Below are 6,795 nucleotides of genomic sequence, written 5' to 3'. Positions count from 1 at the left end.
CAACGTTTCCGTGGCGACGGGTGTTTGCCTGTTCGAAGCGCAGCGCCAGCGCAGTGTCAAAGCCAAGGCTGCTGCCAAGAAGTCCTGATCCAGTTGCAGTCCCTGTGGGAGCGAGCTTGCTCGCGATAGCGGAGTAACATTCAGCATCAATGTCGAATGTTGCATCCCCATCGCGAGCAAGCTCGCTCCCACAGTGTTTTTGTGGTGAGGGAAAGGTTGGGGTTGTTCAAATAATCACCAATTACCTTGCGCCTCCCTCGCCCCTTCTCTACAATTGCGCCCCTTGCTGTGATGGCAGGCACCAACGTGTCTAGCGTCCGCAAGTCCATAAGTGTCATTCACTCCTTGTCTGACCGCTTTTGAGCGGCAGGCTACAACCCGTAAGGAGCATTCATGCGTCATTACGAAATCATCTTTTTGGTCCACCCGGATCAAAGCGAGCAAGTCGGCGGCATGGTTGAGCGTTACACCAAGCTGATCGAAGAAGACGGCGGCAAAATCCACCGTCTGGAAGATTGGGGCCGTCGTCAACTGGCCTACGCAATCAACAATGTTCACAAGGCTCACTACGTGATGCTGAACGTTGAGTGCACTGGCAAGGCCCTGGCCGAGCTGGAAGACAACTTCCGCTACAACGATGCAGTGATCCGTAACCTGGTCATCCGTCGCGACGAAGCCGTTACCGGCCAGTCCGAGATGCTCAAGGCTGAAGAAAACCGCAGTGAGCGCCGTGAGCGTCGCGACCGTCCTGAGCACGAAGGCGCTGAAAGCGCTGATAGTGATGACAGCGACAACAGCGATAACGCTGACGAGTAATCCACGGACCTTTTAAGGAGCCAATTACATGGCACGTTTCTTCCGTCGTCGTAAATTCTGCCGCTTCACCGCTGAAGACGTGAAAGAGATCGATTACAAAGATCTCAACACTCTGAAAGCCTACGTATCCGAGACCGGCAAAATCGTTCCAAGCCGCATCACCGGTACCAAAGCTCGTTATCAGCGTCAGCTGGCCACCGCTATCAAGCGCGCCCGCTTCCTGGCCCTGCTGGCCTACACCGACAGCCACGGCCGCTGAGACCGGGCAGTCGACACGTAGCAAAGGATTGAATGCATGCGGGCCATAGCTGAGTTCATCATGCGCGGCCGTATGCAGGCCACTCTCGTAGTGGCTGGATGCGCGGCATTGCCGTTGTTGTATTGGTTGGGTGCTGCCGCCGGATGCCTTGTGCTCCTGCGGCGCGGATTGAGGGACGCCCTGGGCGTTCTTGCTCTGGGACTGCTGCCGGCACTGGCCTGGTGGCTTTACTCCGACGACCCACGGGCACTTCTGGTGCTACTGGGGTCTGCGAGCCTTGCGTTGGTTTTGCGCGCAAGCGAGTCCTGGAACCGCGTGCTGCTGGTCAGCATAGCGATGGGAGTGGTGTTTTCAGTGGTGTTGGGGACAGCTTTTGCTCCCCAGATCGAGATGCTGGCGCAGGCTTTGATCAAAGTCATGCCGTCGCTACTCGGCGATGTCTACCAGAAGTTGTCGGTAGACGAACAAGCGCGTTTCGCGTCCCTGATTGCACCGGTCCTGACCGGCCTGATTGCGGCTTTGTTGCAAATCGTCAGCTTGCTGAGCCTGCTTGTCGGGCGCTACTGGCAGGCGTTGTTGTACAACCCGGGCGGTTTTGGTCGCGAGTTTCGCGCCATCCGCATCCCGCTGTTGCCGGCGATGTTGCTGCTGGCGTGCATGCTTCTGGGGCCGAATTTCGGTTCACAGATGGCCATGTTGACGCCGTTGTGCAGTGTACCGCTGGTGTTCGCCGGGCTGGCCCTGATTCACGGGCTGGTGGCGCAGAAGCGACTGGCCAGGTTCTGGCTGGTGGGGTTGTACGTGACGCTGTTGCTGTTCATGCAACTGATCTATCCGTTGCTGGTGGTCCTGGCCATCGTCGACAGCCTGATTGATTTTCGCGGTCGTTCGGCACCGAAAGATGCCGATAACGCGAACGGTGAAGGTTAAAAGTTAAGAGGATTTTCACATGCAACTGATCCTTCTGGAAAAAGTCACCAACCTGGGCAACCTGGGTGACAAAGTGAACGTTAAGGCTGGTTACGGTCGTAACTACCTGCTGCCTTACGGCAAAGCTACCGCTGCGACCCCAGCCAACCTGGCTGCGTTCGAAGAGCGTCGCGCTGAGCTGGAAAAAGCTGCAGCAGATCGTAAATCGTCGGCTGAAAGCCGCGCTGCCCAACTGGCCGAGCTGGAAGTGACCATCACTGCCACCGCTGGCGACGAAGGCAAGCTGTTCGGTTCGATCGGTACTCACGACATCGCTGACGCACTGACCGCCTCCGGCGTTGAAGTGCAGAAGAGCGAAGTTCGTCTGCCGAACGGCACCATCCGCAACGTAGGCGAATTCGACGTAGCCGTGCACCTGCACGCCGAAGTTGAAGCCACCGTACGCGTTGTCGTGGTAGCAGCTTAAGCAGCACTTGTCGGCTGGCACCCTCGGGTGCTTGCCGGTAACATCGGGCACGATCCTGTTTACAGGTCGTGCCCTTTGTCTTTCTGGCATCCCCGTTTTTACATCTGATTCCAAGTGGCCATGAACGAAATCTCCGCTCCCGAGCAATACGATCTGCAAACCGCCGCGCTGAAAGTGCCGCCGCATTCCATCGAAGCCGAACAGGCTGTACTCGGTGGTCTGATGCTGGACAACAACGCCTGGGAACGCGTGCTCGATCAAGTCTCCGACGGCGATTTCTATCGACATGACCACCGTCTGATTTTCCGTGCGATCGCCAAGCTGGCCGATCAGAACTCCCCGATTGACGTCGTGACCCTTGCCGAACAACTGGACAAGGAAGGTCAGACATCGCAGGTGGGTGGCCTCGGTTACCTTGGCGAACTGGCGAAAAACACACCGTCCGTCGCCAACATCAAGGCTTATGCGCAGATCGTCCGTCAGCGCGCGACGTTGCGCCAACTGATCGGCATCAGCACCGAGATCGCCGACAGCGCCTTCAACCCGGAAGGTCGCACTGCCGAGGAGATCCTCGACGAAGCGGAACGCCAGATCTTCGCGATTGCCGAGGCCCGGCCGAAAACCGGTGGCCCGGTGGGTGTGAACGATTTGCTGACCAAGGCCATCGATCGCATCGACACGCTGTTCAACACTGACAACGCCATTACCGGCCTGTCCACTGGCTATACCGACCTTGATGAAAAGACCAGCGGCCTGCAGCCGGCTGACTTGATCATCGTCGCCGGACGTCCGTCGATGGGTAAAACCACCTTCGCGATGAACCTGGTGGAAAACGCCGTACTGCGCAGTGACAAGGCTGTTCTGGTGTATTCCCTCGAGATGCCAGGCGAATCGCTGGTCATGCGTATGCTGTCGTCCCTCGGTCGGATCGACCAGACCAAGGTGCGTTCCGGTCAGTTGGAAGATGACGACTGGCCGCGCCTGACCTCGGCGGTGAATCTGCTCAATGACCGCAAGCTGTTCATCGACGACACCGCCGGTATAAGCCCGTCGGAAATGCGTGCGCGTACCCGACGTCTGGCGCGTGAACACGGTGAGATCGGCCTGATCATGATCGACTACCTTCAGTTGATGCAGATTCCAGGTTCCGGCGGCGACAACCGAACCAACGAGATTTCTGAAATCTCGCGCTCCTTGAAAGCCTTGGCCAAGGAGTTCAACTGCCCGGTGGTGGCGCTGTCCCAGCTCAACCGTTCCCTCGAGCAGCGACCGAACAAACGGCCGATCAACTCCGACCTCCGGGAATCCGGAGCGATCGAGCAGGACGCCGACGTGATCATGTTCGTTTACCGCGACGAGGTGTATCACCCGGAAACCGAGCACAAGGGCATCGCCGAAATCATCATCGGCAAGCAGCGGAACGGCCCGATCGGCTTTATCCGCCTGGCGTTCATCGGTAAGTACACGCGCTTCGAGAACCTGGCGCCGGGTAGCTACAACTTCGACGATGACGAATAAGTTTTTCATCGCCTGACCTGGCCTCATCGCGAGCAAGCTCGCTCCCACAGGTTCGGTGTGATCCTTGTGGGAGCGAGCTTGCTCGCGATGAGGTTGCCACAATTTCCGACCACAGCCGTCGGAATTGGTCAAAATTTGTGCTATATTCCGCGCCCGCGAAATTCAATGAAAGCCAACACCGGTTATCGACATGCAAGCAGCCAAGCCGTTATTTGACTATCCCAAGTACTGGGCCGAATGTTTCGGGCCAGCGCCGTTCCTGCCCATGAGCAGGGAGGAGATGGATCAGCTCGGCTGGGATTCCTGCGACATCATCATCGTCACCGGTGATGCCTACGTCGATCACCCGTCGTTCGGCATGGCGATCATCGGCCGGCTGCTGGAGTCCCAGGGCTTCCGCGTCGGGATCATTGCCCAGCCGAACTGGCAGTCCAAAGACGACTTCATGAAGCTCGGCGAGCCGAACCTGTTCTTCGGTGTCGCGGCCGGCAACATGGACTCGATGATCAACCGCTACACCGCGGACAAGAAAATCCGTTCCGACGACGCCTACACGCCGGGTGGCCTGGCCGGTAAGCGTCCGGACCGCGCCAGCCTGGTCTACAGCCAGCGCTGCAAGGAAGCCTACAAGCACGTGCCGATCGTGCTCGGCGGCATCGAAGCGTCCCTGCGCCGCATCGCCCACTACGACTACTGGCAGGACCGTGTACGCAACTCGATCCTGATCGACGCCAGCGCCGACATCCTGCTTTACGGCAACGCCGAGCGTGCGATTGTCGAAGTCGCCCAGCGCCTGTCCTACGGTCACAAGATCGAAGACATCACCGACGTGCGCGGCACCGCGTTCATCCGTCGTGACACGCCGCAAGGCTGGTACGAAGTCGACTCCACGCGCATCGACCGTCCGGGCAAGATCGACAAGATCATCAACCCGTACGTCAACACCCAGGACACCCAGGCCTGCGCCATCGAACAGGAAAAAGGTCCGGTTGAAGATCCGCAGGAAGCCAAGGTCGTACAGATCCTGGCCAGCCCGCGCATGACCCGCGACAAGACCGTGATTCGTCTGCCGTCGGTGGAAAAGGTCCGCAACGACGCGGTGCTCTACGCCCACGCCAACCGCGTGTTGCACCTGGAAACCAACCCGGGCAACGCCCGTGCACTGGTGCAGAAGCACGGCGAAGTGGACGTCTGGTTCAACCCGCCACCGATTCCGATGACCACCGAAGAAATGGACTACGTGTTCGGCATGCCTTATGCGCGCATTCCGCACCCGGCGTACGGCAAGGAGAAGATCCCGGCCTACGACATGATCCGCTTCTCGGTGAACATCATGCGTGGCTGCTTCGGCGGCTGCACCTTCTGCTCGATCACCGAGCACGAAGGCCGGATCATCCAGAACCGTTCCCACGAGTCGATCATTCGCGAGATCGAAGAGATTCGCGACAAGGTCCCGGGCTTTACCGGCGTGATCTCCGACCTCGGCGGCCCGACCGCGAACATGTACCGCATCGCGTGCAAGAGTCCGGAAATCGAATCCGCGTGCCGCAAGCCTTCGTGCGTGTTCCCTGGCATCTGCCCGAATCTGAACACCGACCACTCGGCGCTGATCCAGCTGTACCGCAGCGCCCGTGAGTTGCCGGGTGTGAAGAAGATCCTGATCGCTTCCGGTCTGCGTTACGACCTCGCGGTCGAGTCGCCGGAATACGTTAAAGAGTTGGTGACCCACCACGTCGGTGGTTACCTGAAGATCGCCCCGGAACACACCGAGGAAGGTCCGCTCAACCAGATGATGAAACCGGGCATCGGCAGCTATGACAAGTTCAAGCGCATGTTCGAGAAGTACTCCAAGGAAGCGGGCAAGGAGCAATACCTGATTCCGTACTTCATCGCCGCCCACCCGGGCACCACCGATGAAGACATGATGAACCTGGCCCTGTGGCTCAAGGGTAACGGCTTCCGTGCCGACCAGGTGCAGGCGTTCTACCCGTCGCCGATGGCCACCGCCACCGCGATGTACCACTCGGGCAAAAACCCGCTGCGCAAGGTCACCTACAAGAGTGACGCGGTGACCATCGTCAAGAGCGAGGAGCAGCGTCGTCTGCACAAGGCGTTCTTGCGTTATCACGACCCGAAGGGCTGGCCGATGCTGCGCGAGGCACTGACCCGCATGGGCCGAGCCGACCTGATCGGGCCGGGCAAGAACCAGTTGATTCCATTGCACCAGCCGTCGACTGACAGCTACCAGAGCGCCCGTCGCAAGAATTCGACGCCGGCCGGTAGCCACAAGGTTGCAGGGGAAAAGACCACCAAGATCCTGACCCAGCACACCGGCCTTCCACCACGTGCCAGCGATGGCGGCAACCCGTGGGACAAGCGCGAACAGGCCAAGGCGGCGGCATTCGCCCGCAATCAGCAGGCGGCCAAGGAGCGCAAGGATGCGGCCAAAGGCAAGGGGCCAAAGCCGACACGCAAGCCGGTCGTGCCGCGCTAAGCCGCGCCCTCGCTGAACAGAACGCCAACCTTCGGGTTGGCGTTCTGCATTCAAGGCTTGAGAAAATGTACTGGAGCTACTGGCCTCATCGCGAGCAGGCTCACTCCTACAATGAAATGCGTTCCCCTGTAGGAGCGGGCTTGCCCGCGAAGAGGCCGGAACTGCCAAGCAATTTCTGACGGATCGCCACATTTACGTGCACCTGCGTCAAACCATTTTCCCGCATCGCCCGATTTTGGTGCTGTACTGCCTCAGGCAACCGAAGAAAGCGCCAGCGCTGCTGGATGGCATAAGTCTTGCCCGCTTTTGAAT

At 59.2% G+C, this 6,795-nt stretch carries 6 protein-coding genes and 1 pseudogene; all 7 read left to right on the top strand.

What is annotated here, in order from left to right:
• Positions 1 to 88: pseudogene (locus tag BSF44_RS23030) on the top strand (23S rRNA (guanosine(2251)-2'-O)-methyltransferase RlmB); the annotation flags it as partial.
• A gap of 305 nt (positions 89 to 393) precedes the next feature.
• On the top strand, positions 394 to 816 hold the full coding sequence (gene rpsF / locus BSF44_RS23025) for a 30S ribosomal protein S6 (RefSeq protein ID WP_008048087.1): 423 nt from the start codon (positions 394 to 396) through the stop codon (positions 814 to 816).
• 28 nt (positions 817 to 844) lie between these two features.
• Complete coding sequence (gene rpsR, locus BSF44_RS23020) at positions 845 to 1,075, top strand: 30S ribosomal protein S18 (RefSeq protein WP_002551829.1); 231 nt, start codon at positions 845 to 847, stop codon at positions 1,073 to 1,075.
• A gap of 36 nt (positions 1,076 to 1,111) precedes the next feature.
• The gene (locus tag BSF44_RS23015; protein ID WP_095945453.1) at positions 1,112 to 2,005 is read left to right on the top strand and encodes a hypothetical protein; all 894 of its coding nucleotides are present in this window, start codon (positions 1,112 to 1,114) and stop codon (positions 2,003 to 2,005) included.
• A gap of 19 nt (positions 2,006 to 2,024) precedes the next feature.
• Positions 2,025 to 2,471, top strand: coding sequence for a 50S ribosomal protein L9 (rplI, locus tag BSF44_RS23010; RefSeq protein ID WP_034149636.1), 447 nt, complete (start codon positions 2,025 to 2,027; stop codon positions 2,469 to 2,471).
• 120 nt (positions 2,472 to 2,591) lie between these two features.
• Positions 2,592 to 3,989 (top strand): replicative DNA helicase, encoded by a 1,398-nt coding sequence (dnaB, locus tag BSF44_RS23005; protein WP_053153720.1) that lies wholly within the window; start codon positions 2,592 to 2,594, stop codon positions 3,987 to 3,989.
• 190 nt (positions 3,990 to 4,179) lie between these two features.
• Positions 4,180 to 6,483, top strand: coding sequence for a YgiQ family radical SAM protein (locus BSF44_RS23000; RefSeq protein ID WP_007994999.1), 2,304 nt, complete (start codon positions 4,180 to 4,182; stop codon positions 6,481 to 6,483).
• The last annotated feature ends 312 nt before the right edge of the window (positions 6,484 to 6,795 follow it).

It is taken from the genome of Pseudomonas sp. ACN8 (assembly GCF_002303925.1).
In the GTDB taxonomy this organism is placed as follows: Bacteria; Pseudomonadota; Gammaproteobacteria; order Pseudomonadales; family Pseudomonadaceae; genus Aquipseudomonas.
This window is presented reverse-complemented; position numbering and strand designations above follow the sequence as displayed.